The following is a 272-nucleotide window of genomic DNA, read 5'->3' as shown; positions in this document are numbered from 1 at the left end:
GTGGGGGTGGTGGGTGCGGGTGGTGGCCAGGCTGTAGGCCAGGTCGGTCAGGTCGACATCGGGGTGATCGAGCAGGTGTTGGTGCAGACGGGCGCTTTGGGCGTTTAGCGCCGCGGGGGTGCGGGCTGAGAGCGGCCAGATCCGCAGTAGCGCTTGGTCAGCTGGCGTTGTTGTGGTGGCCGGTGGTGGGGTGGGGGGTTGTTGGACGATCAGGTGTGCGTTGGTGCCGCTGACGCCGAAGGAGGATACGGCTGCGGTGCGGGGGTGTTCGG

At 68.4% G+C, this 272-nt stretch carries 1 protein-coding gene; it reads right to left on the bottom strand.

The genetic code is table 11. The annotated features are described in order from the left end of the window. The coding region (locus BST12_RS29955; RefSeq protein WP_139802129.1) for a ketoacyl-synthetase C-terminal extension domain-containing protein at positions 1-272 on the bottom strand (272 nt) is incomplete at both ends.

It is taken from the genome of Mycobacterium angelicum (assembly GCF_002086155.1).
Classification (GTDB): Bacteria; Actinomycetota; Actinomycetes; order Mycobacteriales; family Mycobacteriaceae; genus Mycobacterium; species Mycobacterium angelicum.
The sequence above is the reverse complement of the archived record's forward strand: the minus strand, read 5'-3'. Positions and strand labels throughout refer to the sequence as shown.